This window comes from Qipengyuania polymorpha, assembly GCF_019711435.1.
GTDB lineage: Bacteria > Pseudomonadota > Alphaproteobacteria > Sphingomonadales > Sphingomonadaceae > Qipengyuania > Qipengyuania polymorpha.
Genome location: NZ_JAIGNK010000002.1, coordinates 535,335 through 559,387, shown reverse-complemented (window position 1 = coordinate 559,387; position 24,053 = coordinate 535,335). Strand labels below are relative to the sequence as shown.

General features: G+C 62.9%; 22 protein-coding genes. 11 read left to right on the top strand and 11 right to left on the bottom strand.

Translation table 11 applies throughout. The annotated features are described in order from the left end of the window. Positions 1-34: 34 nt before the first annotated feature. Positions 35-1,225, bottom strand: a complete 1,191-nt coding sequence (gene crtY / locus K3152_RS08005) for a lycopene beta-cyclase CrtY (protein WP_221573564.1) — start codon at positions 1,223-1,225, stop codon at positions 35-37. Between the two features lie 12 nt (positions 1,226-1,237). Continuing rightward, positions 1,238-1,978: a hypothetical protein gene (locus K3152_RS08000; protein WP_221573563.1), complete on the bottom strand. Its 741-nt coding sequence runs from the start codon at positions 1,976-1,978 to the stop codon at positions 1,238-1,240. Between the two features lie 100 nt (positions 1,979-2,078). On the opposite strand from K3152_RS08000, the gene K3152_RS07995 reads away from it, so the two are divergent. Together K3152_RS07995 and K3152_RS07990 are read left to right on the top strand one after the other, a co-directional pair. After that, on the top strand, positions 2,079-2,960 hold the full coding sequence (locus K3152_RS07995; protein WP_247713271.1) for a MipA/OmpV family protein: 882 nt from the start codon (positions 2,079-2,081) through the stop codon (positions 2,958-2,960). A 71-nt stretch (positions 2,961-3,031) separates the two neighbouring features. Further along, positions 3,032-3,625, top strand: coding sequence for a DUF2585 domain-containing protein (locus K3152_RS07990; RefSeq protein ID WP_221573561.1), 594 nt, complete (start codon positions 3,032-3,034; stop codon positions 3,623-3,625). Between the two features lie 53 nt (positions 3,626-3,678). On the opposite strand, the gene K3152_RS07985 is transcribed toward K3152_RS07990, so the two are convergent. After that, positions 3,679-5,736 (bottom strand): S9 family peptidase, encoded by a 2,058-nt coding sequence (locus K3152_RS07985; protein WP_221573560.1) that lies wholly within the window; start codon positions 5,734-5,736, stop codon positions 3,679-3,681. 131 nt (positions 5,737-5,867) lie between these two features. Between K3152_RS07985 and K3152_RS07980 the strand changes: the two genes are divergently transcribed. From K3152_RS07980 to K3152_RS07965, 5 genes are all read left to right on the top strand, one after another. Beyond that, positions 5,868-7,145 (top strand): metal-dependent hydrolase family protein, encoded by a 1,278-nt coding sequence (locus tag K3152_RS07980; RefSeq protein WP_221573559.1) that lies wholly within the window; start codon positions 5,868-5,870, stop codon positions 7,143-7,145. A 68-nt stretch (positions 7,146-7,213) separates the two neighbouring features. Then, positions 7,214-7,342, top strand: coding sequence for a hypothetical protein (locus K3152_RS14260; RefSeq protein WP_282098348.1), 129 nt, complete (start codon positions 7,214-7,216; stop codon positions 7,340-7,342). 122 nt (positions 7,343-7,464) lie between these two features. After that, a complete protein-coding gene (locus tag K3152_RS07975; protein WP_221573558.1) occupies positions 7,465-9,324 on the top strand; it encodes a DUF885 domain-containing protein in 1,860 nt (619 codons plus the stop codon). Between the two features lie 105 nt (positions 9,325-9,429). Then, positions 9,430-9,903 carry an EF-hand domain-containing protein gene (locus tag K3152_RS07970; protein ID WP_221573557.1) on the top strand — a complete coding sequence of 158 codons (474 nt, stop codon included), beginning with the start codon at positions 9,430-9,432 and terminating at the stop codon, positions 9,901-9,903. 201 nt (positions 9,904-10,104) lie between these two features. Beyond that, positions 10,105-10,254, top strand: coding sequence for a hypothetical protein (locus tag K3152_RS07965; RefSeq protein WP_221573556.1), 150 nt, complete (start codon positions 10,105-10,107; stop codon positions 10,252-10,254). 87 nt (positions 10,255-10,341) lie between these two features. Here K3152_RS07965 and K3152_RS07960 read toward each other — a convergent pair whose 3' ends face one another. Further along, entirely contained in the window at positions 10,342-11,865 is a 1,524-nt protein-coding gene (locus K3152_RS07960; protein WP_221573555.1) for an alanine/glycine:cation symporter family protein, read from the bottom strand. Between the two features lie 240 nt (positions 11,866-12,105). Between K3152_RS07960 and secE the strand changes: the two genes are divergently transcribed. After that, positions 12,106-12,339: a preprotein translocase subunit SecE gene (secE, locus tag K3152_RS07955; RefSeq protein ID WP_221573554.1), complete on the top strand. Its 234-nt coding sequence runs from the start codon at positions 12,106-12,108 to the stop codon at positions 12,337-12,339. A gap of 26 nt (positions 12,340-12,365) precedes the next feature. After that, positions 12,366-12,902, top strand: coding sequence for a transcription termination/antitermination protein NusG (gene nusG, locus K3152_RS07950; RefSeq protein WP_040965140.1), 537 nt, complete (start codon positions 12,366-12,368; stop codon positions 12,900-12,902). A gap of 76 nt (positions 12,903-12,978) precedes the next feature. Here nusG and K3152_RS07945 read toward each other — a convergent pair whose 3' ends face one another. The 3 genes from K3152_RS07945 to K3152_RS07935 all read right to left on the bottom strand — a co-directional run bounded on the left by K3152_RS07945 (position 12,979) and on the right by K3152_RS07935 (position 15,677). Next, positions 12,979-13,731 carry a CPBP family intramembrane glutamic endopeptidase gene (locus K3152_RS07945; RefSeq protein ID WP_221573553.1) on the bottom strand — a complete coding sequence of 251 codons (753 nt, stop codon included), beginning with the start codon at positions 13,729-13,731 and terminating at the stop codon, positions 12,979-12,981. Positions 13,732-13,852: 121 nt separating this feature from the next. After that, positions 13,853-14,896, bottom strand: a complete 1,044-nt coding sequence (locus K3152_RS07940) for a retroviral-like aspartic protease family protein (protein WP_221573552.1) — start codon at positions 14,894-14,896, stop codon at positions 13,853-13,855. A 100-nt stretch (positions 14,897-14,996) separates the two neighbouring features. Next, the gene (locus K3152_RS07935) at positions 14,997-15,677 is read right to left on the bottom strand and encodes a PspA/IM30 family protein (RefSeq protein ID WP_221573551.1); all 681 of its coding nucleotides are present in this window, start codon (positions 15,675-15,677) and stop codon (positions 14,997-14,999) included. A gap of 422 nt (positions 15,678-16,099) precedes the next feature. On the opposite strand from K3152_RS07935, the gene rplK reads away from it, so the two are divergent. Both rplK and rplA read left to right on the top strand, forming a co-directional pair. Continuing rightward, positions 16,100-16,531 (top strand): 50S ribosomal protein L11, encoded by a 432-nt coding sequence (gene rplK, locus K3152_RS07930; protein WP_221573550.1) that lies wholly within the window; start codon positions 16,100-16,102, stop codon positions 16,529-16,531. A gap of 4 nt (positions 16,532-16,535) precedes the next feature. Beyond that, positions 16,536-17,228 (top strand): 50S ribosomal protein L1, encoded by a 693-nt coding sequence (gene rplA / locus K3152_RS07925; RefSeq protein ID WP_221573549.1) that lies wholly within the window; start codon positions 16,536-16,538, stop codon positions 17,226-17,228. 99 nt (positions 17,229-17,327) lie between these two features. Here the strand turns inward: rplA and K3152_RS07920 are convergent, their stop codons facing one another. The 4 genes from K3152_RS07920 to K3152_RS07905 all read right to left on the bottom strand — a co-directional run bounded on the left by K3152_RS07920 (position 17,328) and on the right by K3152_RS07905 (position 24,040). Beyond that, entirely contained in the window at positions 17,328-20,123 is a 2,796-nt protein-coding gene (locus K3152_RS07920; protein WP_425594671.1) for a DUF2339 domain-containing protein, read from the bottom strand. 155 nt (positions 20,124-20,278) lie between these two features. Further along, complete coding sequence (locus tag K3152_RS07915; RefSeq protein WP_221573547.1) at positions 20,279-21,034, bottom strand: competence/damage-inducible protein A; 756 nt, start codon at positions 21,032-21,034, stop codon at positions 20,279-20,281. Positions 21,035-21,067: 33 nt separating this feature from the next. Beyond that, positions 21,068-22,585, bottom strand: a complete 1,518-nt coding sequence (locus K3152_RS07910) for a flavin-containing monooxygenase (protein WP_221573546.1) — start codon at positions 22,583-22,585, stop codon at positions 21,068-21,070. A gap of 57 nt (positions 22,586-22,642) precedes the next feature. Beyond that, positions 22,643-24,040, bottom strand: a complete 1,398-nt coding sequence (locus tag K3152_RS07905; RefSeq protein ID WP_221573545.1) for an O-antigen polymerase — start codon at positions 24,038-24,040, stop codon at positions 22,643-22,645. Positions 24,041-24,053: the final 13 nt, after the last annotated feature.

Sequence of the window (24,053 nt, the reverse complement as noted above, 5' to 3'; positions counted from 1 at the left end):
GTGGCGCGGAAGGCGGTGTCGGGGGTGGCGGCGTTCATGGGGACTTTCCTTGGACCAGCGGTGCGCCCTTGCCAAGCAGGGCGCGGATGGCGCGAGACACAGATACGGGCGGTTTGCCGGTGAGGATGCGCATTTTGTCGAGCGGGGTGGAGCGGGCGGCGTAGAAACGGGAGATGAGGGGTTCGGGAAGGCGATAGAAGCGCTCGAACACGCGGTATCGTTCCGAAGGCTCTGCCGCCTCGAACAGCATCTTGCCGAGCAGGCGGTAATAGGCAGTGCCGCGCCAGTGGTCTTGCGCGCGGCTTTCGACGAGGTGCGGCAGCGATACGAGGTCGTTGCGCGCCGCCTCCGCAATCGCCAGCGCATTGCGGACCGCAATCGGCACGGTGTAGCTGGTCAGCGGATGGACGAAGCCTCCGCGCGCGCCTGCCAGCGCCACTCCCGGCGTCGTCAGCGAGGCACGGTAAGCTTCGAAGTCACCGCCGGTGATGACCGGCAGCACACCCGTTTCCTCGTGCACCACCTCGACCTTCCACCCCTTGGCGGTGACGTAATCCTCGATGCGTTGGCGCAAGGTCTCCGCGTCGAGTTCGGGACTGTCGGCGTAATAGGTGTCCTCGACGAAGATCTCGTCCGGATCAAGCGGCAGCAGGTATACGAAACGGTATGCGCCCGGCTGCTCGACGGTCGCATCCATGATGACCGGCCGCTCGATGCCATGTGGCGCGGCAGTGCGCAGGTGCTGGCCGAGGAAGACCTGCCAGCCGCCGGTCAGATGTTCGCTGGGCACGGCATCGCGGCAATCAACCACTGCGCGTGCGGCGATCCGTTCGCCGGATTCAAGCGTGATGCCCGAGCCGTCCAGCCCGACCACTTTAGACCCGGTCCGAATGCTCTGCTGCGGGAGTAATTTGCGCAATCCGGCATCGAAATCGCGACTGTCGAGCGAACGGTAGTTGCTGTCCAGCCGGCGCGAATGGGCGGGGAAGCGCACATCATTCCCGCCGGTCCACTCGGCCTTGGGGAAGGGCGCAAGCAGCGCGTTTCCTGCGGTGTCGAGATCGTGTTCGAACCAGCTCCAGCGATGGTTGCCGCCATAGGCCTCGCCTGCCTCGAACAGGGCGAAGGATAGCTCTGGAGCATGGCGTTGCAGCGCCAGCGCGAGAAGCCCGCCTGCTAACCCGCCACCCACGATGGCGATATCGAGGGATGACTGACCGCTCATGGATAGGTGCGATCAATAACCGCACGTCTCCAGATGGCTTGTCATCGCAGCTTCCACTTCTTCATCCAGGCGCTTGTCGAGATGTGGCGCGAAGTCGCTGTTCGCGATGGCCATGGCGGCCTCGAGCATCTTCGGTCGTGTGGCCATCAAGGCAAAGTACCATTCTTCCTCGCCAATTTGCGATCGAATGGTTTGAATCTCCTCCGGGCTCAGTTCACTAACTGCCTTGATCGCGGCTTCGCGATTGTCCTTCGACACGGTCTCGCTGTCGATCAGCGGGGTTTCGTCCTCGCTCGCCATGACCGATTGAAGGGTGTTCGACAGCGAGTGATTTGCCGCCACCGCGCCCATGAGTTTCCGGCCCAGAGGACTGGAATAGAAGTCAGCGGCCAAACGCGCCTGATCGGGCGATAATTCGACTTTCAGGATCTCGAGCATCGCCTCCCTTCGCAGCCTCAGCTCGATGATGTCGTATTCCTTGAGGATTGGCGTCATCGTATCCATCACCACACCGATTGTTCCCGGACAGGATTGCTCGAGATCGGCAAAATCGGGGTCCTGTTGGTATGCCGCGCGAATTTCGCGCAAGGTGTTCGCTTGGGCCGCTTCCAATCCGCCCGGCGGGATCATGGACTCGACGAGTGCTTCATACGAATCCTGCTCGCTAACGACAGCGGGCACGACGTCTTGGGCGAATGCGATGTGGGGTATGGCGAAGCTCAGAAGGATCGCGCTCAAGGACTGGTTCTTCATGGTGGCGACGTTATGGCCAGCGTGGGGAAAGCGCAATTGGCGGAAAGGAACGTGCGGCGGACAAATTCGTTTGCGGATGAATAACAGAGGGAAATCAGTAATGAACCGTTTCGCGCCCGTCGCCGCACTAGCCTCGTTGGGTCTATTGGCCACACCTGCATTCGCGCGGGATGCCGAAATCGAAGAGCCGGTCCGCGCCGGTCCGCCTGCAACCGTATTCGACGGAGATTTCCTCAGCGTCGGCGTGGGTGTCGGCTACAATGCGAGCTACTCGGGCAGCGATGATTACAACGTCAATGTCCTGCCGATCATCCAGGCATCGGTCTGGGGCATAGATATCAATCCGCGCCCAGCCGGCATTGCGATCGATTTCATTCCCGACCCCGACGAAGGTGTCGGTTTTTCGGCCGGGCCCATGGTCCGCCTGCGGAGCGACCGCGTCGATGCCGAAGACGTCAACGACGATATCGTCGCCGCCTATGGCGAGCTCGACAGGGCGGTGGAACTGGGCGGCAGCGTGGGCGTGAAGTTTCCCAAGGTGCTGCATCCCTACGACAGCCTGAGCGTCAATGTGGATGCCGCCTGGGACGTGGCGGGCGCGCATGGCGGAATGTACTGGAGCCCCAGCGTCACCTATTTCTCACCGCTCAGCCGGGCGACCGCAGCCTCGCTTTCGCTCAGCACGACCTTCATCGACGATGACTTCGCCGACTATTATTATTCGGTGCCGACAACCAATACGCTGCTGCCCGACGAGGATGTGCTGCCAGGTTTCCAGGCCGAGGGCGGGATGCAGAGTTACGGCGTGAACCTGCTGCTGGCACATGACCTTTCGGGCGACGTTACCGATGGCGGGTTGTCGCTGGTCGGTATCGGCGGCTGGTCGAAGCTGGTGAACGATGCCGCGGATACGCCTTTCACAAGCATTCGCGGCAATAACGACCAGTATTTCATCGCACTGGGCGTGGGCTACACTTTCTAGCGGCCAGATTTTCGGCGGATAGTTTTCGCGCAGCGCTTGGCAGCAGGTCGAACTGACCGCAGTTTCACCGCATGTCTGCAAAAACCATGCGCCCGCACCGCCGCGCCGTCATCGCTGCGCTTGTCATCACCGCCATCACGCTGGCGGTGCTGTTCGCCATGGGCCGTCCGCCTATCTGCACCTGTGGCTATGTCGCGCTGTGGTATGGCGACATCAACGCCTCGGGCAACAGCCAGCATTTGTCCGACTGGTACACCCCCAGCCACATCATCCACGGCATGCTATTCTATGCGCTGGGCTGGTTCCTGTTCAGGAAGCTGGGGCTGGGGGGCAAGCAGGCCGCGAAGTGGAGCTTCCCGCTTGCCGTGTTCATCGAGGCCGCCTGGGAAGTGCTCGAGAACACCTCGTGGATTATCGACCGCTATCGCTCGGTCACGGTCAACTGGGGTTATTCGGGCGACAGCATCATCAATTCCATGGCCGACATCGGCTGGATGAGCTTCGGTTTCTGGCTGGCACTGAAACTACCGGTGCGCGTGACGGTGGCGCTGGCGCTGATTGCGGAAATCGTCACGGCCATCGTCGTGCGCGACAACCTTACGCTCAACGTCATCATGCTGCTCTACCCGTTCGACTTCATCCGCGAATGGCAGGCAGCGGGCTGAGCATCGGCACCTGATATGAAAAGGGCGACCCGCGGGCCGCCCTTTCCTTTTCCTCAGTCTTCCGACTTGCTGGCGCCGGTCGTGCCTTCGGGCAGGACCGGGCGGCTGTTGGGCAATTCCGCATCACGGTCGCCGGTCTTCAGGTAGGTGTCGAACCAGCGCATCATGCGCAGGTTGTAGTCGTAGCGCGAGGCCGCCTTGCGATTGCCGTGGCCTTCGCCCGGATAGAGCACGAGGCGTACCGGCACGTCGGGCTTGCGGACCTTCATCGAGCGGTAGAGCTCGTAGCTCTGGCCCGGGTCGACGCGGGTGTCTTCTGCACCATGCAGGATCAGCAGCGGCGTATTGGCCTTGTCGACATGGTAGATGGGGCTGACTTCGAGCATCTTCTGCCAGTCGTCCCACGGCCATGCATTGCTGTGCACATTGTACATTTCATACGGGATGTCGGTGGTGCCGAATTTCGAAATCTGGTTCGAAATGCCGACGAACATCACGCCCGCTGCGAACTCGTCACTGAAATAGGTCGAGCTCCACGCGGTGGCATAGCCGCCGTAGGAACCGCCGGTCACGCCGGTGCGGTCGGGGTCGGCAATGCCGGCTTCGACCAGCGCGTTCTTCGCATCGACGAGGTCGGTGAACTCGGGGTCGGTGTAACGGCCGGTGTGCTGCTTGGAAAACGCCGTGCCGTAGCCGGTCGAACCGCGATAGTTCGGCAGGAACACGGCATAACCCTGACCCGCTGCCACATGACCGGGCTTGGAGTAAGCGGTCTGCCAGCCGTTGCTGTCATGTGCTTCCGGCCCGCCATGGACGTTGAGGATGAGCGGCGCGCCGCCACGCGGTGCTCCGCCGACCGGCTCGATGAGCACGCCTTCGACTTCCTGCCCGTCACGCGCGGTGTAGCGGAAGGTGCGCTGCTTGCCGAAGGTGATTTCAGAGAGCCACGGATTGTGCTGCGTCCAGCGGTTGAACTTGCCCTTGTTCCACACGAACAGCTCGGTCGGGTGGGTGGGGCTGTTGGCTTCGACCGCGATGGTCTTGCCGCCTGCTTCGACGCTGGTGAGGATGAGGGCGCCGCCATCATGCTCTTCGGCGACCGTGCCATTGGCGTTGTAGATACGCAGTGCGCTCTGGGCGCCCTTGTGAATGACCGCGGCGAGGCGGCCGTCGGCGAGCCATTCGGCATCGACCGCTGCTTCGGGAGCGCCTGCGTTAAGCGCGCGGTACTTGCCCGTCGCGACGTCGACGAGGTGCAGCGTGGTGTCGGCAGGGTCGTTCATGTCGACGCCGGCAATCATGGAAAGCTGCTTGCCGTCGGGCGAGATTTCGACATCGCCCAGCTTGCCCGGCGTTTCGACGGCGCGGAGGACCTTGCCGCTCGTCAGGTCGACGACATGCGCGCGCTTCGACGTGTACTCATCGTCGATTTGCGGGGTGGGTGCGCTCTGGACGACGGCAGTCTTGCCGCCCGGTGCGACCTTGAACTGGCTGACATAGCCCGGGATGTCGACCGCGACCGGCGCTTCGTCCACTTCGGTGCCGGTGGCAGCGGAGAACAGGCGGTTGAGGCGTGCCTCTTCCTCATAGACGATGGCGTTGAAGCCGGCCTTCGATTCCTTCTCGCGCGCTTCGTCCTTTTCGCCGCCGACCAGCATCCAGATACGGCTGCCGTCGGGCGACCATGCGTGGCTGCGCACGTCTGCGTCTTCGACGGCTGCCAGCTTGCGGTGCGCACCGCCGTCGACGGGAATACCCCAGACCGCGCGGTCCTCGTCCTCGTCGGCCCAGACGAAGCTGATCATCCGGCCATCGGGCGAGAAGGTGACGCCCGAAACACTCATGTCGTCGGGCAGGAAGTCGCGCGCATTGTTCGCGCCGTATGCGAGCTTGAGCTGGCTTTCGAAGCCGCCGTTTTCCTCGCCTTCGGTGATGTCGGGCAGGCTGGCGCTGGTGTAGGCGATGCGGCTGCCGTCGGGCGAGACGGCGATGGTCCCGACGCTTTCGAGCTTGGCGACGTCTTCTGGCGTCATCGGGCGCGCCTGCGCGGTGGCGGTGACGGAAGCGCCTGCCAGCAGCGTGGCGGTAATGGCGAGCGAGCGGAATTTCATATGCGAACCTCTCCTTGTCCGGTTTGTCGCGCGCACTCATAGCGGGCCAGCCGCAAAGGGCAAACCGGGGCTTGCCGGGGACGGGGCGAGCGGGCATCACTTGTCGCAAGAGAGACAGGAGGAGAGACACGATGCGCACCCTTTTTGCAGGCCTTGCGGCAACCCTCATGGCAAGCGCCGCGCCGGTGCTGGCCCAGACCACGGTCATCCATGCCGATGGCCTCGTGGTCGATGCCGACAGCAAGCCCATGGGCCGCGGCACTGTTATCGTGACCGACGGGCGCATCGTCAGCGTGGAAGAAGGGTGGTCCGCCGTGCCCGAGGGGGCGGAGATGGTGCATCTCGAGGGCAAGACACTGGTGCCGGGCCTCATCGACCTCCACACGCATCTTTCGGTCGATCCGAGCGGTGAGTACTGGCGCGGCGCTACCACACCGTCGGAATGGAGTGTGCTGGTTGCCGCGAAGAATGCGCGCGTGACCGCCAATGCCGGCTTTACTACCGTGCGCGACTTGGGTTCGTGGCCCGACCAGGCGATGCAGTCCCTCAGGCGTGCGACGGAAGAAGGCATGCTGCCGGGACCGCGCATCGTGACTGCCGGACGCACCATTGCCATCGTCGGGGGGCATGGCGACGGCACCAACGGCTTCCGGCGCGAACTGCACGACACACTGATTACGGATTTCACCTGCACCGGCGCGGTCGAGTGCGCGGAGATGGTCCGCACCGCCTCCAAATACGGAGCCGACCTCATCAAGATAACCGCGACGGGCGGGGTATTGAGCCAGCAGGGACGCGGTCTCGAAGCGCATTTCAGCGACGAGGAAATGCGCAGCATCGTGACCACCGCCGAGAGCCTCGGCCTCAAGGTCGCTGCCCATGCGCATGGCGCTCGCGGTATCGAGGCAGCGGCGAGGGCAGGCGTGCACACGATCGAACACGGCACCTATCTCGACGAGCGCGCGGCCAAGGTCATGCGCGAGAACGGCACCATCCTCGTCCCGACACTGATGGCTTTCGAAGGCGTCAGCGCGAACTTGGGCAAGGGCTTCTACACGCCGGTAGTCGAGGACAAGATCCGCGCTGTGAGCGAATATTCGCGAACCATAGTTGCCCGCGCGCAGCGCTGGGGCGTGACGGTCGCATTCGGCACCGATGCGGGCGTCTTCCCGCATGGCGAAAACGCCGGCGAATTCGCGCTTCTCAAGAACAACGGCATGAGCGACCGCGCAGCGCTGGCCTCTGCCACGACCGGAGCGGCACGGGTCATCGGCATGGGAAACGAAATCGGCCGCATCGCGCCGGGCTATTCTGCCGACATCATCGCGGTCGAGGGCAATCCGCTCGAGGATGTGACCGTGCTGGAAGATGTCGACTGGGTCATGGTGCGCGGTCGCGTGCAGGAATAAACTGCCAATTAAAGCTTTGGAAACAGCTGGATGCTATCTCCCCTCCTGACTTCATGAGGAGGGCCGCCTTGTACCAGATCTTTCAAATCGCTTTCGAACTGTTCGACTGGAAGAAGCAATCGAATTTCGAACGGACGCTCAGCGTCATGACCGTGCTCGTGGTCATTTTCGGCGTTGTAAAGCTCGCCTTTTCCTAAGCGTTCAGGCCGGACCTCCATTGCCGCCGGTCGAGCGCCATAGGCGCTTCATGTGGCGCTGCTTGTGCAACTGACTTCACGCGGTTAGCGATTTCCCCACGTAATCCAGTGGGGAAATATCCATGACTATCGCCCGTTTCGCGCTGCTCGGCGCATCTGCCCTTTCGCTCGCCGCCTGTTCCTCGACCGGCCGCGAACCCGTCGCTTCGACCGGTGAAGACGATGTCGTGATGGCAATGGAAGCTGCCGCCGACGAGAAGGACGCGCAGGATGCGGCGCATGAGGAACTCTTCGCGCTCTTCGCCGATGCGGACGAGCGCAATCTCAAGCTCAACCCGATGAACGCACTGTTCCGCGGCGATATGCGCTATGCCGACAAGCTCGGAAATTACCTCACCGACGAATATACCGAGGCCACCCGTGCCGACGTGCGCATGAACCTGGCGAAGCTTGCCGAGATCGATCGCAGCGCGCTCTCGCCCACCGACCAGCTCGCCTATGACGTGTTCAAATACGATCAGGAGCGCGCAGCAAAAGGCCTGACGCCCGAAATGGTGGCGATCACCCAGGTGCGCCCGGTGAATCACTTCTCCGGCTTCCACACCTTCTATCCAGGGTTCGCCAGCGGGCAGAGCGCAGCGCCGTTCAAGACGCTCGAGGATTACGAAAACAACCTCAAGCGCCACGCCAATTACGTCGTCCTGACCGACCGCGCGATTGCCAAGTTCCGCGAAGGCCTCGACAGCGGCGTGCTCGAAACCAAGCTCACCATCGGCAATGTCATCAGCCAGCTCGACACGCAGCTGGCGATGGAAGTGCATGAATCGCCCTTCTGGATGCCGATCACCAACTTCCCGGAAGACTTCTCGGAAAGCGACCGGGAACGCCTGAAGTTCGAATATCTGGAATCCATCGAGGCCATCTACGCCGCCCATCGCCGCCTGCGCGATTTCCTGCGCGACGAATATTACGCCGAAGCGCGTGATAGTGTCGGCCTGTCGCAGATGAAGGGTGGCCCCGCGCTCTACCAGCACCTCATCGAGGGCACGACCACGCTGCCGCTGACCCCCGATTACCTCCACAACCTGGGGCTGAGCGAAGTCGCGCGTATCAAGACGGGGCTGGAGGAAATCAAGGCCGAGGTCGGTTTCGACGGCACGCTCAACGAATTCTTCGACTACGTCCGCACCGACCCCAAGTTCAAGCCGGAAAGCCGCGAGGCGCTGACGCAGAGCTATTACGACATCGGCAAGCAGGTGGACGAGAAGATCGGCGACTATTTCTCGCTGCTTCCCAAGACCCCGCTGCTCATCAAGCCTTACGAGGAATATCGCGAGCAGTTCAGCGCGGGCGGCTCCTATGAAAGCGGCTCGCCCGACGGCAGCCGTCCGGGCACCTTCTATTTCAACGCCTACGACCTGCCGAGCCGCCTGACGACCGGCAACGTCACGCTCTATTTGCATGAAGGTGCGCCGGGTCATCACTTCCAGATCAGCCTCGCGCGGGAGAACGAGGACCTGCCCAGCTTTATGCGCTATGGCGGCAAGACCTCCTATGTCGAAGGCTGGGCGCTCTATTCCGAGACGCTGGGCTATGAGATGGGCTTCTTTGACGACCCGTGGAATCGCTATGGCACGCTGCAGGACGAACAGCTGCGCGCCATGCGCCTCGTGGTAGATACGGGCCTCCACGCCAAGGGGTGGACGCGTGAGCAGGCGATCGACTTCATGCTCGAAAATTCGGGCATGACCGAAACCGAGGTGGTCGCCGAGGTCGAACGCTATATCGCCATCCCCAGCCAGGCCTTGGCCTACAAGGTCGGCGCGCTGAAGATCCAGGAACTGCGCAAGCGGGCCGAGGAAAAGCTGGGCGATGCCTATGACATCCGCGATTTCCACGCGCAGGTGCTCAATACTGGCGCCCTGCCGCTGCCGGTACTCGAGGCGAAAATCGACCGCTGGATTGCGAACGGCGGCGGCTGACCGCAAGCTGCCCGTTAAGCATGGGTTGAGATGATGTGTGGCACGTGCCAGTTTCGACTGGCGCGGCCATTCATGCCGTGCCGCCAGGATTCAGGGGTCACGCATATGTTTCGTTTCGTTCTCGCCGCCACTGGCGCTCTCGCCATCGCCGCACCGGCAGTTGCGCAGCAGAACCCGGCCGAGCCGCTCCAGCGCCAGCAGTTCATCGCGCAGATGGATGCCGAGTTCCAGCGACTGGACGGTGACGGCAACGGCATGATTGTCCCGGCCGAAATCGCCAACAGCCAGCGCGCCGCTGCACAGGCGCAGGCGCTGCGGCAGAACCAGGCCATCTTCGAGCAGCTCGATACCGACAGGAACGGCACGCTGACCCCGCAGGAATTTGCGCGGCTGGTGAATGTCGACGCCGTGCCCGTCGACCCCACGCCGCTGATGAACCAGTTCGACAGCGACAAGGACGGCATCATCACGCTGGTCGAGTACCGCATCGCCACGCAGGCCAATTTCGACCGCATCGACACCGATCGCGACGGCATCGCTACCGAAGTCGAAATGCGCGCGGCCGGCATCATCAAATAGGTGATCCCACCTGACAGCGCCGGAGGTTTACCCGCTCACGCAGTAGACCGCGTGACGTTAGGGAACACTGTGGTTTCAGTTGGTTAATGGTGCCAATTTGTCACATGGGTTCGCCCTGTGAGCAAATATGCGGGAACCGCTGCTGCATATAGTCGGTTCTACGGAGCGGACGCAGGGAAAAGATTTCATGGAGGAGTAGCCATGTCGAGCTTGTCCTATCGCAGCAGCCGCCCCGACGGGTGGGTGAAGCCGAAGAGTTATAGCGACGCCAGCCTTCGCTATAAGCACCACGGGAAAATCATCCCGATGGAGGAACCCGGCTTCTTCGCCCGTTTGTTCGGCGCTCGCTGACGAATTTGGTTCAGTCAAAAGGACAGGGGCCGGAAGCTGAAAAGCTCCCGGCCCCTTTTTCGTGCCTTAGAGTGAAGGTGGAGGAGGTTAGTACTCCTCCGGTTCCTCCGGCGTATCTGCAGTGTGTGTCGGCCCGGCATCCTTCTGCCCGCGCGCCAGCTTGAAGACCACGCCGCTCAGCAATGCCAGCGCCAGGAGGTTGGGCAGCGCCATCGCCGCGTTCGAGATATCGCCGAGGCGCCAGACCAGCTCGCTCGGCTGTGCTGCACCGAGGAAGATGACCACGCACCACAGCACGCGCCACGCCATGTGGAGCTTCTTCTCGCCGCTGCGGGTCGAGCCCTTGATGCGGTCGTAGAGGAAGGTGATCGCACGCTCACCGTAATAGCTCCACGTCAGGAGCGTGGTGAACACGAACAGGATGAGCGCGATCGAGGCAATGAGCGTACCGATCGGGATGCCCGCCAGTTCGACCGGGAAGGCCGCGGCAAAGGCGCCGCTGGTCATCTCGAAGCCGACGCGGTCCGATTGCCAGGCGTGGGCCACCGCTTCGCCGCCCGCCATGAAGTCACCGCGCACGGTCAGGATGACCAGCGCGGTCATGGTGCAGATGACCACCGTGTCGATGAAGGTGCCCAGCATCGCCATGCGGCCCTGCTGTTCGGGGTCGTTGGTCTGCGCCACCGCATGGGCGATGGCAGTCGAACCCTGGCCCGCCTCATTCGAGAACAGGCCGCGCGCGACACCGGCGCGGATGGCCATGATGATGGCTGCACCGGTGAAGCCGCCGACCGCGCTTTGCGGGTTGAAGGCACCGTTGAAGATAAGGGCAAAGGTCTCGCCCAGATCGCCGAAGTTCAGGATCAGCGCGATGATGGCCATCACGATATAGGCGGCAGCCATGAAGGGCACGACCTTCTCGGCCACGTTACCGATCGACTTGATGCCGCCGATGATGACGATGAAGACGAGGATGGCGACGATGAGACCGCCGAGCCATTCCTCGATACCGAAGAGCTCGTTGAGGCCATCGGCCACGGCGTTCGCCTGGATGGAGTTGCCGGTGACGAGCGCGGAGAACAGCGTGCCGAGGCAGAAGACCACGGCGAGCCAGGTCCACTTCTTGCCCAGGCCCATCATGATATAGGTCATCGGGCCGCCGCGCAGCACGCCGTCACTGGTGCGCTCGCGATAGCGGATGGCGAGCGAACCTTCGGCAAAGGCCAGTGCCATGCCGAACAATGCGGTAATCCACATCCAGAAAATGGCGCCCGGTCCGCCCAGTGCGATGGCCGTGGCGACACCGGCGAGGTTACCCGTGCCGACCTGTCCGGAAAGCGCGGTCGAGAGCGCTGCGAAGGGAGAAATCTCGCCGTCGCCGGCGCTCTTGCGGCCCGCGAACAGGCCCTTGGCAGCGCTGCCGAGCTTGACGATCGGATAGAAGCGCAGCCCCACCATGAACCACAGGCCCACACCCAGCAGGATGATGGCCAGCGGCGGGAAGGGGATGACGGCCTCGCCATTCCAGGTCCCTCCCCAAATGAAGTCCGATATGTTGGTGACCGGTTCGATCATCCGTTCGCCAAAACTCGGCGGTGTGGCGTTTGCCATTGTTGGTATTCCCCTCAAGCGTCCCTTGAATTCAAGCTGTGCAGGCTAGCTACGAGGGGCGCTCTTGGAAAGCCGGAAATGCGCGAACTTCCACCGCTTGCGTTTTGCGCCTGCCCGTCCTAAATGCGTGCCCGTCTTCCGACATCGATGAAGGAAAAGCCCCTCCCGACCTTGTATCGGGGCGGCGAAACCCCCATCCCGGAAGCAACGCAAAATTCATTCGCGAGAGAGCGCATCGACATGGCCGACAACGCCGACAAGACAGCCAAGGTTGCCAAGGGCAAGAAGACCTCGCCCGCCGAGTTCATCCGGCAGGTCCAGACCGAAGGCCGCAAGGTCGTCTGGCCGACGAAGGAAGAGACCATCCGTATCTCGATCTTCGTGTTCATCATGATGGTCATTCTCTCGCTCTTCTTCCTCGGCGTCGATTCGCTGTTCGGCGCCGTCGTGCGCTGGCTGCTCACGCTGGCCTGACCTGACGAAAAGGTAACAAGAGACACATGGCACGCTGGTACATCATCCACGCCTATTCCGGTTTCGAGAACAAGGTCCGCGATTCGATTATCGCCGAGGCCGAGCGTCTCGGCCTTTCCGAGGGCGTTGAAGAAGTCGAAGTCCCGACCGAAACCGTCACCGAAGTGAAGCGCGGCAAGAAGGTCCAGGTCGAGCGCAAGTTCATGCCCGGCTACGTGCTGGCCAAGCTCAACATGACCGACGACGTCTACCACCTCGTGAAGAACACGCCCAAGGTCACCGGCTTCCTCGGCAACAACAACAAGCCGCAGCCGATTTCCGAAAAGGAAGCGGCGCGTTACTTCGGCGGTGTCGAGGAAGCGAAGTCGGCTCCGAAGAAGCAGGTTTCGGTCGATTACGAAATCGGCGATCAGGTCAAGGTGCTCGACGGTCCCTTCGCCAGCTTCAACGGCCTTGTCGAGGAACTCGATTTCGACAAGCAGAAGGTCAAGGTCTCGGTCTCGATCTTCGGCCGCGCAACGCCGGTCGAGCTCGAATTCGAACAGGTCGAACTGGTCAAGTAAGGCCGGTTGCCAAACCCTACGAAAAAGGGGCGCTCCTCCAATCGAGGGGCGCCCCTTTTCGCATCAGGCTGGGCCGTCAGGTGCTGAAGGCGGGTATCATGCCCAGCTTGTCGGCATAGGCCATGCTCATCGAGAAAGTGTCGACCGCCATATGCGCGAGGATGAGCGGCATCAGGCTGCCGGTCCGCGTGCGCAGCCAGCCGAGGCCGAGCCCGACCATGCCTGTGATGATCACACCCGCAACGCTCTGGTAGCCGTGCGAAAGGCCGAAAATCAGCGCCTGGATGATGATCGGGCCCCAGAGCGTGGAGCCGACGCCCTTGAGGCGCTGCAGGCGGTCCATCAAAAAGCCGCGGTAAAGCAGTTCCTCGCCGAGCCCTGCGGCGAACCATGCGACCAGCACCACCCACAAAACGTAGTGGAAGCCGCTCTGCGTGACCATGCCGAGGATTTCGTTCACGGCCGGTGTGCCCAGTCCGAGGCTGTCGAGCGCCATCGTGCCGAGCGTGAACCAGCCGAGAATCGCGATGGTGGTGGCGAACGCAATCAGCAGCGTCCTGCCCCATCCGTCGGTCGGCAGGAGCTTCCACGCTTCCGCCACGGCCCCGTCCTTGCGCAGCCAGAGCCACGAGACAAGCAGCGCCACGACCATGCCGAAGGCGGTGGTCCCGGCCATGACGGTGGAGGAAATCTGCAGCTGACCGTCGGGGCCGATTTCGCCCCAGATGGCGACCCCGGGGACCTGTGCGAGCAGGTAGAGTATGGCGACCGTGAAGAACTGGAGGAGGAAGCGGCCCCATCCAAGGGTCTGCGGCTTGGTCTCGGTCATCGTCTCACTCCCCTGTTGCCTCGCCCGCTTCAAAAAGGGCGCTGCCATCCGTCCTCGCCCTAACACCCGAAGATGGCCAGTTCACCTGTGTTGGCTGTGTTTTCCGCGCTTCAGTCCATTCCTACCGCGCGCAAGCGGTTTCGCGCTCGGCACTCAGCCTCGTGGCAAAGCTTGGCGCTGTGCGGATACGGATGGTCGAGCGTTCGCATTTCTTGAGCTGGAAGCGCACCTTGCGCTCATGGAAGTCGAGCGAGACCTTGCGGAATGTCTCCATCAGATCGGTGCCTAGCAGGAGCGAGGGCTTGTCGGCGATGCCGAACAGTTCGAAGGGCGGGACATCGGCAAAGGCGACCGGCACGTTGGTCAAAGTCACCGGCCCCAGCTTCAGCTCCCTGATGACCCCGATCTCGAGTGTCGCCGGGGTGCCGGTGACGCCGATGATCTGCACCGTCTCGAACTTGCGACCGCGCCGTTTCATGAGTTGTTCGCGCAAAGCCGAATTTCCGATCGAGATTTCCGTGCCCGTATCGATTACCGCGTCGACCGCTACGCGCTGCGCCTTGACTTCGGTGAGGATGAGCTGGCTGCGTTGAAGCCGCGCGGTCACGATGATCACCCCGTCGAGGACGGGGGCGGGCGTGTTGCCATCGTCGACCGATATCGTCCGCTCCTCGAAATCCATCATCAGCCGCTGGTTCACCAGCGCGTCGAGACCGATCATGCCGTCGGCCCCGATGTGCCGCTCCCTGAGGACGGGCAATTGCAGATCGTGGAAGGCGGTGGGGCCAAGCCTGAGCTCGTCGACAAGGACGCGGTCGACCAGCTGCAAGTCGGTCATCGACTGGAGCATGTGCGGCTCGCCCACGATGAGGCCCTGCTGGCCCGCAAGCTTGCTGCTGACCACCGAGGTGTCGGCCCCGCTGTCGACGACGAAGCGGTAAGGGCCCTTGCCGTTTATCTCGACTTCGACGGTCATCCGGCTGCGGATCTTGCCGGCATCGATCGCCTGTCCGCCGATGGCGAGGGTCTCGTCGATTTCGGCAGGGGGCAGGCGATAGGCTTCACCCACCGTCTGTTCGACGGGTTCCGGCTCCGTCACGGGCGGTACGGGATTGCTTTCCTGTGCCCAAGCGCCGGACGCCAAGGCGAGGGCGGCGCCTGTCATGACGGCTGTCAGCCGCCTCCAAGATGGGGCAGGGCAAAGCACCGGACAAGCCTATCAGGCCGTCCGCAAAGGGCTAGGGCAATTCGACGAAGGGCCGAATCTACACGGTCTTCTTGCGTTTACCCGCCTTCTTTGCCGGTTTTGCGGCAGCTTTGCCGGTCCGCATCGCGGCCAGTTCTTCCTCGATTTCCCGCTCCCGGCGCATGGCCTCGATTTCCCGCTCGACCGAAGCGTTGGCGCAATCATTTGCAGCTTCTGCGGTGGCGAAAGTGGTGCGCTTTTCGAGCGCGTCGATATGGTCCAACCGGCGCTCGGTGCGGTTCGCGGGTGCTGCGGGGCCGGACTTGCCGTCGCTCGCGCGCTGGTCTGCAAGGCGCTGGCGAACATCCTCGCGCTTGGCCTCGAGTTCGCGTTCGGCCTCCTCCATCTCGGCAATACCGGCTTCAAGAGCCTCGACGTCCTTCTTCATCGCGGCAATGGAGGAACGGCAGTCCTCGCGCGCCATCAGCGCCTGGCGCGCCAGGTCCTCGCGGCCATGGTCCATGGCGACCTGGGCCTTGTCGCTCCAGTCGCTTTCGGTCCAGCCTGCCTTGTCGAGGTCGGCCTGCTTGCGCTCTTGCTGGCGGCGCGCCTTGGCGATGTCGCCGTGAAGCCCGATCAGCGCTTCCTCGATTTCGCGCTGCAGGTGGGCAAGCATCTTGGCGGGGTTCGACGCGCTGTCGATGGCGCTCGAAACATTGCTGGAAACCAGTTCCCTGACCCGGATTGCGATATGAACCATGTCTGCGTCCCCTCGAAAAGTCCTCAATATTCTAGTGGCCAAGTCTTAAGCAATTGAAACCGGAAATACAGGGCATTTTTAACCCTGTTCAGATTTTCCTACGGCGCGGTAAAAGAATAAAACGCCGCGATGACTTTCCGTAATCACGCCCTATTTTCCTCAGTGCGGCTCACGGAGGCCGAGCAGGGGGAGCTTTTCTTCGCCGGGACCGTGTTCCATGTGTTCCATCCTGTCGGTCTGCCCGCCTGCCGCTCCTACGCACGCGGCACGCTTGCATTTACGGGCAGAATCGCTATGTGCGCGCCTTCCCAAGCGACAGTTCGGGATTCCACGCGGGAGGACTGCCTCACGGCAAGCCGCTCGACCGCTCAACATGAGGCTTTCTCGAAAGAGGCAGCCGACAGTGTGAAAGGAGGCCAATCGTGGCCAAGAAGATTGAAGGCTATATCAAGCTGCAGGTGCCCGCGGGCACTGCAAACCCGTCGCCCCCCATCGGCCCGGCACTGGGTCAGCGCGGCGTCAACATCATGGAATTCTGCAAGGCGTTCAACGCCGCCACGCAGGACCTCGAAAAGAGCGCCCCGATCCCGACCGTGATCACGGTCTATGCCGATCGTTCGTTCAGCTTCGTCACCAAGACGCCGCCGGCATCGTACTACCTCAAGAAGGCTGCCAAGCTGAAGTCGGGCTCGAAGGAGCCGGGCAAGGTTTCCGCCGGCACCATCAAGAAGAGCGCCGTCAAGGAAATCGCAGAGGCCAAGATGAAGGACCTCAATGCGAACGATATCGACCAGGCTATGAAGATCATCGAAGGCTCCGCGCGTTCGATGGGCCTCGAAGTGGTGGAGGGCTAAGAACATGGCTAAGCAGACGAAGAACCAGCAGGTCCGCGCGAAGCTCGACAGCGAAAAGCTGTACACCGTGGACGAAGCACTCGCCACGCTGCGCGAGCACAAGGCGAAGTTCGACGAGACCGTCGAAGTCGCGATGAACCTCGGCGTCGATCCGCGCCACGCCGACCAGATGGTCCGCGGCATGGTCTCGCTCCCGAGCGGAACCGGCAAGGACGTCAAGGTCGCCGTGTTCGCCAAGGGCGACAATGCCGAGAAGGCTCTTGCTGCAGGTGCAGACAAGGTCGGTGCCGAAGATCTCATGGAAGACATGCAGAACGGCAATCTCGACTACGACCGCGTGATCGCGACCCCCGACATGATGGGTGTCGTCGGCCGTCTCGGTAAGGTGCTCGGCCCCAAGGGCCTGATGCCGAACCCGAAGCTCGGCACCGTCACGCCGAACGTGGAGCAGGCCGTGAAGGACGCCAAGGGCGGCCAGGTCGAATTCCGCGTGGAAAAGCAGGGCATCATCCACTCCGGCATCGGCAAGCTGTCGTTCAAGGACGAAGACCTGAAGACCAACTTCAAGGCCCTGACCGACGCCATCGTCAAGGCGAAGCCGGCAGGCGCCAAGGGCAAGTATGTCCGCAAGGTCACGCTGACCAGCTCGATGGGCCCCGGCCTCAAGGTCGACCTCGGCGAAGTCGAGGGTGCGTAACCTTCTGTGCTACCGCGCTTCGCGCTACTTGAGCGCATAAACACCTTTCCTACAATGCTAGGATGAGAATAGGGCCGGGGGGAAACCTCCGGCCCTTTCTTATTGTTCGGATGGCGCAGCCTTGAGCTGCCGCGAGTAAAACCAGCCGATGCCGATGAGGCTGGCGCCTAGAGCTACGAAGCTGGCGATGCGCAGCAGGCCTTCGAGACCTGCAGTGTCGACGATAAAGACCTTGAGCACCGTGCTCGTCATCAGCACCAGCGAGCCGATACGCCACAGCCGCTCCTCGCGCATCGAACCGATGAGGAGGAAAGCGATGGCAAGGACGATGCCCACGAACGAGCGTAGCAGGTCCTCTGTCTGCGACATGGGCAGCGTGTCGAGATAGGTTCCGGCAAAGACCTGCCGCAGCAAGGTCATCGCACCGAGCGTGGCGAGGGCCATGATGGCGCTGTCGGTCGCGCGCCGCCACTCGGGCCACCAAAGTCGGGCAGAAACGAGCGCGCCGATGCCGACGGCGTAAGAGGCGAGGGCAAGGTTGGCGAGCGGGACCGGTCCCACCGCCTGGTGCGCACAGAGCGGGTTGTGCAGGAGCAGGCTGAACCACGCGAAATGCGCGAAGGCGGCTCCGGCAAAGGCAGTGGCGAGGATGCGATCCTTTAGGCCGGTCCACATGCCCCAGCCGATGGCGAGGAGGAGGGCCTGCCAGAGGGTCCGCTCCGCCAGGCCCTTGGCGGCGAAATCGGGCAGCGAGTCGAGATGGAAGAGTTGCTTGAAGAGCGTGTGTGCCACGACGAGGGCGAGTGGCAGCGCGAACCAGAACAGCGCCAGCGGCTGCTCGAAATAGCTCGCAATGCGCAGACGGGTGGCCCCGAGCGCGATGGCGAGTGGGAGGATGAATCCGACGGTTTCGCGCAGGCTCGGCAAGTAGGTGACGAGCAAAGGCTCGCCTGCCAGCGCGCGCAGGGCTTCGCTGAGCCACTCGCCGACGGGGAGGATGGCCCACAATGCCATGCAGATGATGAGCGCTAGCGCGGCGAACGAGCGCTTGGGAAGGACGAAGCGGACGCCCACCACCAGTGCGGCGGTGATCCAGACGAGCCAGATGGGCGGCAAGAGTTGGGCCAGCGCCGCGAAGAGGACCAGCCCTCCGGTGAACTCGGCTGCAGCGCGGACCTGGCCTTCATTGCGGACGAGCGCGATGGCGGCGAAGGGAAGCGCGGCTGCCAGCCAGCGGAGGAAGGACAGGATGCTGACCTCGCCGACGCCCTGCCAGAGGTCTTCGATTTCGGTGAAGGGCGTGTCGGTGACGGGAAGCACCAGCAAGGTGCCGATAGCCGCCATCCAGAGCAGCGACGCGAGCGAGCGGCTGTCATTGGCGCGCTCCCGCAAGAGATAGGCGAGGCCGAGCGCGATGGCGCTGGCGGAGAAAGGCAGGGCGACATCTGGCAGCAGCGCCACGCTGGCGAGGAAGGCCAGCAGCCCCGCGCTGGCGAGGTTGGCTGCAAGTTCGCCCTTCACCTTGCGCGGCCACAAAACGAAGGCAGCGGCGGCGGACAAGGCAGCGAGGGCAAGCAGGCCGACACCTTCCGCCAGACGCACCACGTCGCGGTCGTAGGTCTCGAAGGTCCACAGCGTGACGAGGCCGATAGCCAGCGTCACTGCCGCCACACTCATGGCCTCGAGCGCGCCGCCATCCTTCAGGCGCAGCAGGCCGAGTGGAACGCCTGCGAAGAGCGCGGCAAGGCTCGCTGCGACAAGCGTGAAGAACAGCGGGTCAGGAGAGGGCCACAGTTGCAGGAGGACGATGCCGATGGCCGCCGCCATGGCGCTGCCCGCGCGCATTCCGGGCTTGTGCCAGCCGAACCATGCAAGCGCCGCGCCGAGCAGCAAATAGAGGCCCCAGGCCAGCGGCTGGTAGCCTCCTGCATCGACCAGCACCGCGAGCTGCAAACCGGCGAAACCGGCAGCAGCAAGCCGCACGGGCTGCTCGAAAGTGTCGATGTCGAGCAGCGCGGGAACGAGCGTGCCGAGGACGATGAAATAAAGGCCTAGCGCGAGGATGTCGGAGAAATCGTAATCCCCGCCGAGCAACAGCAGTGCGCCCCAGCCGAGACCACCGGCCAGCGCACCGAGGCCCAGCCACGAGCGTTTCTGGCGATTGGCGGTCTGGGTCAATCCGCCGGTCACCAGCGCGAGGTAAAGCGCCAGCATCGGCAGGTTCGCGTCTTCTCCGCCGACCAGCGCGGGCGCGGCGAAGCCTCCGACCAGTCCCAGCACCGCGCTCGGCAGGCCGAAACGGTAGGACAGGAAGATGGCGAGCGCCGTCACGCCCGCGAGGCCGAGGAAGGCGAAGGTCTGCCCGATAAGCTCGTATTGCGTGCCAGCGAGGTAGAAGGCCGCATAAAGCGTTGCGAGACCAGCACCGGCGAGCGCCTGCCGCACCCGCTCGTCGCGCACGCGGTCCTCGAAGCGATAAGCCATCTCGGCACCCGCCAGCAGCACGATGCCGAAGATGAAGGACAGCGCCACCCGCACCTGCGGGGTCAGCAGCCCCGCCTCGATGGAATAGCGCACGAGGAAAACGCCCGCGATGGCCAGAGTGATACCGCCCGCCCAGATGGGGAGACGGCGTCCGAAGATATCCTCGAAATCAAGGCTGAGGCGGGAGGGTGCAGGTGCATCCTCGATAACCGTTTCGACTGGTTCTTGCCGTTGCGGCGGCTGAGGAGCGGGCGGCTCCGTAGTGACAACCGGCTCTTCGCTCCTGCGCAAGGTGACTGCGGGAGCGGTCACCGACTCCGGTTCTTCAAACGGCTCAGGCTCGTCCTCGACGGCCTTTTCGACCTCGCCCGGTGGTGCACTCGAGGAGGCCAGCGCGTGCAGGCGCCACATCTGTTCGGTGTGCCGCTTTTCCAGTTCTCCGAGACGCTGCTCGGTCGACTTCATGCGCTGGAACAGCAGCACGCAGGCTACGACAAGGCCGATGACGATTAGCCAGAGCATGGTGCTGTCAGGCTAGTGCGCGCATCGGCCCACGCAAGTGCAGGTCAAATTCCGCCGTGGGTAAATGCGAAACCGGCCTGCTCCAGCCCCTCGCACAGTGCGGCAAGGCAGGCGTCGAGTTCGGCGCGGTCGGTCGAGCGAATGACGAAATTCGCGCCGACCTTGCCCTCCTTGAAGAAGGGATAGCTGCCAATCTGGCAGTTCTCGTGCGCCTTCTCGACATCGCGCAGCAGGGTCGAGACTTCGCTCTCGGGAATAAAGCCGCCGACGGTCTCTGATATCAGCGGCGCGCCGCCTTCGAGCGTGCCAGTGAGCGCGTCGAGCATGCCCGCTGTGATGTGCGGCACACCGGCCATCATATGGACATTGCCGATACGGATGCCCGGAGCGCCCGACATGCGGTTGGGAATGAGTTCGGCCCCTTCGGGCGTGCGCGCCATGCGCAGGCGGCCTTCGTTGAGCCCGCCCTTGTCGGCGTAATATTTCTCGAGGATGGCGCGCGCCTCGGGGTGCACGATGACCGGCACGCCCAGCGCCTCGGACACTGCATCGACGCTGATGTCGTCATGCGTCGGGCCGATGCCGCCGGTGGTGAAGAGGTAGTCGTACGCCTCGCGCAGCGCGTTCACCGCCTCGACGATGCGCGCGGTTACATCGGGCACCACGCGCACTTCCGAAAGGCGGATACCCTGCACCTGCAGCCAGCTGGCGACCTGCGCGATGTTCTTGTCATGCGTGCGGCCGGAAAGGATTTCGTCGCCGATGACGACGAGCCCTGCGGTGTAGATGCGATTGGTCATGCGAGCGTTCGTAGTGCGGCTTTGCGGCGAATGCTACTCTGCAGGTGCCATCTTCTTTGCAGGCTCTGTGACCTCGGCGCCCGCGCGGTAGAAAGTGAGGATGCCGTCATCGACTGGGTCGCTCGCCATGCGCTTGCGGTCGAGCACATATTCCTGGTTGAGGCGCCACGGATAGCTCACCGCATTCTTCGGCATGATGTGCTTGGAACGCTGGATGTAGCCCGAGGAAAAGTCGAAGATATCGTCCTCTTCCAGCCCGTGGTTTTCGGGCAAGGTCGGCACGGCGATGTCGACGCCCATCCGCTTGGTGAGATCGAGCACGCGGCAGACATAGTCCGAATTGATATCCGCACGCAGTGTCCAGCTGGCGTTGAGATAGCCGAACACCACCGCAAGGTTGGGCAGGTTCGAGAACATGCAGCCCTTGTAGTAGAAGCGCTGCGCCAGATCGACCGGCTCGCCTTCCTGGCTGAGCTTGATCTTGCCCGCCACGGCCAGCTTCAGGCCGGTCGCGGTCACGACGATATCGGCGGGCAGGAAGCTCTCGTCTTCCAGCCTCACGCCGCCCTTCTCGAAAGCCTTGATGCGTCCGGTCACAACCTCGGCCTTGCCGCTCTTCATCGCTTCGAAGAGATCGTCGTCGGGCACGAGGCACAGGCGCTGGTCCCACGGGTCGTATGGCGGGGTGAAGGGGGCAAGGTCGTAGTCCTTGCCCATGATCTTCATGATCCTCTTGTGCAGGAATTGCTTCACCTTTTCGGGCTTCGTGCGCGCACGCTTGAAGCTGACGTCCTGCAGCTTGATGTTCTTCCAGCGGGTGATCTTGTAGGCGGTCTTCTCGGGCAGGACCTTGCGCAGGAAATTGGCAATGCCGTCCTTGGCGGGGCGCGAGAACATCCACGTCGGCGTGCGCTGGAGCATGGTGACCTTGGCCGCCTTGTCCGCCATCGAAGGGACGATGGTGACCGCCGTCGCGCCAGAGCCGATGACGACCACGTTCTTGCCCGTGTAGTCGAGGTCCTCGGGCCAGAATTGCGGATGGATGACCTGTCCGGTGAACTCGCCGAAATCGAAGCCCGGGTCGTAGGGCTCGTCGTAATCGTAATAGCCCGAGCCGAGATAGAGCCAGTTGGCGGTCAGCTTCTTGCGCTCGCCATCGGGTGTTTCCAGCGTCACGTGCCAGCGCGCATCGCTGTTCTGCCAGTCGGCGGAAATGACCTTGTGGCCGAAGCGAATGTGGCGGCGGATGTCGCGCTCGTCCGCAATCGTGCCCAGATAGTCGAGAATGGCCGGCGCATCGGCGATGCTCTTCTCGTGCTTCCACGGCTCGAAATCGAAGCCCAGCGTGTGCATGTCGCTGTCCGAACGAATGCCGGGATAACGGAACAAGTCCCATGTCCCGCCAAGGTTCTTGCGCCGCTCGACGATGGCGAAGCTGTGGCCTGGCACCTTCTCTTTCATGTGCGCGGCCATGCCGATGCCGGAAATGCCGGCACCCACGATGAGCACGTCGAAATCGGTGGCGCGGTTGCTTGCTGGTCTCTCTCCCATGAAGGGCAGACTATCCCAAGCCGCGCGCGAGGGGAAGCGTAAGTTGCGGCGAGAAACCTATCTCGCCGCGTGGCTGCCCCGCTCCGCCAGCGCGCGGCGGCGCTCGGCGGGGGTCATGGCGCGGCGCTGCTCGGCTTCGAGCGCATGCGGGGTTTCGGCACGCACGCGGGCGAAACGCGCGAAAGCCAGCGCCAGCAGGAAAGGGCCGAAATAAAACGGCGCGGTGCGCACCAGCGTGAGCAGGGTCCCGTCGCGAAAGCCCAGTACGGTCATCGAAATGACCAGCGTATAGGCAAGCCTTGCCACAGGCCCGCCGCGCATGGTCAGCAGGAACTTGTAGGCGAGGCCGAAGATGGCCGCGAAAACCAGCGCCTGTATCACGATGCCTGGATAGCCGAGGCTCATCCAGCCGATGCCGGGCAGCGATGCGGTCATGCCGATTGGCTGGCCGTAATCCCACAGCGAGAAATGCTGGATGGGGCTGCCGACCGGTTTTTCGCTCCACAAAGCGCGCGGGATGGGCTCGGTGAAAATCTGCAGCGTATGGGCGAAATAGTCCCATGTACCGGTCTTTTCGGGAACGGCGTAGACGATATATTCGAAGTACTCGAGATTGGCGAAGTCCATGTGCTCGAGCGGGTCGAGCTCGCCTTCTGCAATGTAGCTTGCGCCGAGGTCGTCATCGACCAGCGTGCGCACCGCGCCGCCGCGGTCGATGACCAGCTGGTTGAAGGCGAGGAGGGCGGCCAGCCCCAGCACCACCGCACGCCAGTCGAACCATTTGCGGCCCTTTTCCAGCAGCCAGCAGATGGCGACGGCAGCGACAGCGAAGATGAGCGCGTGGCGCGACCCTGTCCCGGCTTGGGCAAAGGCGAAACCTGCAAAATAAAGCCAGCCCCACCAGCGATAGCGTGATAGCCACACCATCATCACCGCCATCGGGGCCATCATCAGCGCGGCATCGGTGAACCAGCCATTGCCCTGGATGTTGACGAGGTTTCCGGTCGAGGCATCGCGGACCATCGCCTCGAAATCATTGGCGCGCCTGCTCCAGTTGGCAAATTGCGCGAAGAGGGCCAAAGGGGTGATGAGGCCCACAGCCGTCAGCATGGGCCAGAGCATCCTTAGGCGTATCTCGGCAAAGCGGTCCTGCGGAGTATGCAGTGCCGGTTTCGAACCGATAGCAAGGCTGGCGAGAACGAAGACCAGCATGGCAAGGTTCGCGCCGAGGATGACGGTTATCTTGTTGTCCAGCGACGGCTGGAATTCATAAAGGCGGTAGACGAAATCGAAATCGTACCAGCGCGCCACCAGCGGGCGGAACACGAAGATGAAGCCGTGGAAGGCGAGGTAGAAGCTCGCCGGATGCGCCAGCGAGGCCGCCGGGTGCCTCAAATAGGCGATGCCCGTCCCGATAAATACGAAGAGCGAGGCAAGGAGGAGGAAGTCGTACACGGCGGTGCTGTTT

Coding starts and splice junctions, on each gene's coding strand:
- K3152_RS07915 (WP_221573547.1), bottom strand. CDS start 21,034: ATGACCAATCGCATCTACACCGCAGGGCTCGTCGTCATCGGCGACGAA.
- K3152_RS07910 (WP_221573546.1), bottom strand. CDS start 22,585: ATGGGAGAGAGACCAGCAAGCAACCGCGCCACCGATTTCGACGTGCTC.
- crtY (WP_221573564.1), bottom strand. CDS start 1,225: ATGAGCGGTCAGTCATCCCTCGATATCGCCATCGTGGGTGGCGGGTTA.
- nusG (WP_040965140.1), top strand. CDS start 12,366: ATGGCACGCTGGTACATCATCCACGCCTATTCCGGTTTCGAGAACAAG.
- secE (WP_221573554.1), top strand. CDS start 12,106: ATGGCCGACAACGCCGACAAGACAGCCAAGGTTGCCAAGGGCAAGAAG.
- K3152_RS07945 (WP_221573553.1), bottom strand. CDS start 13,731: ATGACCGAGACCAAGCCGCAGACCCTTGGATGGGGCCGCTTCCTCCTC.
- K3152_RS07975 (WP_221573558.1), top strand. CDS start 7,465: ATGACTATCGCCCGTTTCGCGCTGCTCGGCGCATCTGCCCTTTCGCTC.
- rplA (WP_221573549.1), top strand. CDS start 16,536: ATGGCTAAGCAGACGAAGAACCAGCAGGTCCGCGCGAAGCTCGACAGC.
- K3152_RS07990 (WP_221573561.1), top strand. CDS start 3,032: ATGTCTGCAAAAACCATGCGCCCGCACCGCCGCGCCGTCATCGCTGCG.
- K3152_RS07920 (WP_425594671.1), bottom strand. CDS start 20,123: ATGTGGCGCCTGCACGCGCTGGCCTCCTCGAGTGCACCACCGGGCGAG.
- K3152_RS07935 (WP_221573551.1), bottom strand. CDS start 15,677: ATGGTTCATATCGCAATCCGGGTCAGGGAACTGGTTTCCAGCAATGTT.
- K3152_RS07965 (WP_221573556.1), top strand. CDS start 10,105: ATGTCGAGCTTGTCCTATCGCAGCAGCCGCCCCGACGGGTGGGTGAAG.
- K3152_RS07960 (WP_221573555.1), bottom strand. CDS start 11,865: ATGGCAAACGCCACACCGCCGAGTTTTGGCGAACGGATGATCGAACCG.
- K3152_RS08000 (WP_221573563.1), bottom strand. CDS start 1,978: ATGAAGAACCAGTCCTTGAGCGCGATCCTTCTGAGCTTCGCCATACCC.
- K3152_RS07985 (WP_221573560.1), bottom strand. CDS start 5,736: ATGAAATTCCGCTCGCTCGCCATTACCGCCACGCTGCTGGCAGGCGCT.
- K3152_RS07970 (WP_221573557.1), top strand. CDS start 9,430: ATGTTTCGTTTCGTTCTCGCCGCCACTGGCGCTCTCGCCATCGCCGCA.
- K3152_RS07980 (WP_221573559.1), top strand. CDS start 5,868: ATGCGCACCCTTTTTGCAGGCCTTGCGGCAACCCTCATGGCAAGCGCC.
- K3152_RS07995 (WP_247713271.1), top strand. CDS start 2,079: ATGAACCGTTTCGCGCCCGTCGCCGCACTAGCCTCGTTGGGTCTATTG.
- K3152_RS07940 (WP_221573552.1), bottom strand. CDS start 14,896: ATGACAGGCGCCGCCCTCGCCTTGGCGTCCGGCGCTTGGGCACAGGAA.